Here is a 1,056-nt window from a genome sequence, read left to right on the forward strand (position 1 = left end):
CGACGAGACGACGCGGCGGGCGCTGAAGGCGAACGGCTTCCGCTGGTCGCCGTCCCAAGGTGCGTGGCAGCGGCACTTGAACGAGGCGGGGAGATGGGCCGCCGAACGGGTGATGAAGGCGATCAGCGCCGAAGGTGCCGCATGAGTGCGGCCCCTTTCGGGCGTCCTGCCCGCAGCCATGTCACCGTGTACGATACGCCGTCGCAGCTTGGTGGCAGCTTCACCGTCTCGATTGTCGAGACGCTGGCCGGAAACGGTGAAGGTGCGCGTCTGGTACGGACGCGCGACCGCGCAAGGCTGGGAGGCGTGGAAGGATTGGGACGGCTACACGTTCCAGACCGATCGCACCGCCCTCACCCACGAGCGAGTAATGCCGCTTTTCAAATAGTGCACCGCGCCGCGTCGATTGACGGCGCGGCCGGTTGTCATCATCGAAATCACCGAGAGGAACGGCGATGAGCCGATACACTGTGGAGATCACAAACGGGACTGCGACGGATGGGCAAGGGACCATCGGTTACGATCCGCCCTTGCGAACCTTCTTTCTGCAAGGCTTTCCGCATCCCAAGACCGACGAGTGCGCGCTGTGGTTCGGCACTTTCCTGGAGGAATTTCCGACCCTGGAATCGATCATCAAGACAGCGCGAGCACAGGGATACGAGGTTCGTGGGCTGAAGCGAAAAATGATTCTGGCGATGCTCAAGGAAGCCGGGCCGCCTCACCCGCCAAGCCTTGGTGAACGACTCGGCATTGTGCGGTAAGCTGCAGGAATCAGCTTCGAGGGCGAAAGCAGCAGCGCGGGCCAGCGGCGCGCTCGGGGAGGATGGGCCACCCCGACCGAGGCGACGGCCTCGCCCTCGAACCGGAGGTGATTGCATGTGGTATCTACCACTTAGCATCACCCTAGACGTGAAAAGGACTCGGACCACCTGGCTAGTGAGTATCCGAGTCCAATTCTGGCTCTAGGAAATGGGGGCGAGCCGAAAGGCTCGTCCCTACTCCGGAACCGAATATAGCGCCTTTCTCCCACATTTCAAAGCCGGACCGCTCCAGGCC

General features: G+C 62.4%; 2 protein-coding genes. Both read left to right on the forward strand.

Going from position 1 to position 1,056, the window contains the following annotated elements; translation table 11 throughout:
- Nucleotides 1-232: 232 nt before the first annotated feature.
- On the forward strand, nt 233-388 hold the full coding sequence (locus EN780_RS39245) for a hypothetical protein (protein ID WP_189557027.1): 156 nt from the start codon (nt 233-235) through the stop codon (nt 386-388).
- A gap of 67 nt (nt 389-455) precedes the next feature.
- The gene (locus tag EN780_RS34930; RefSeq protein ID WP_128276518.1) at nt 456-761 is read left to right on the forward strand and encodes a hypothetical protein; all 306 of its coding nucleotides are present in this window, start codon (nt 456-458) and stop codon (nt 759-761) included.
- Nucleotides 762-1,056 lie beyond the last annotated feature (295 nt).

Origin of the sequence: Mesorhizobium sp. M4B.F.Ca.ET.089.01.1.1, from assembly GCF_004022605.1 — a bacterium.
Taxonomy (GTDB): Bacteria; Pseudomonadota; Alphaproteobacteria; order Rhizobiales; family Rhizobiaceae; genus Mesorhizobium; species Mesorhizobium abyssinicae.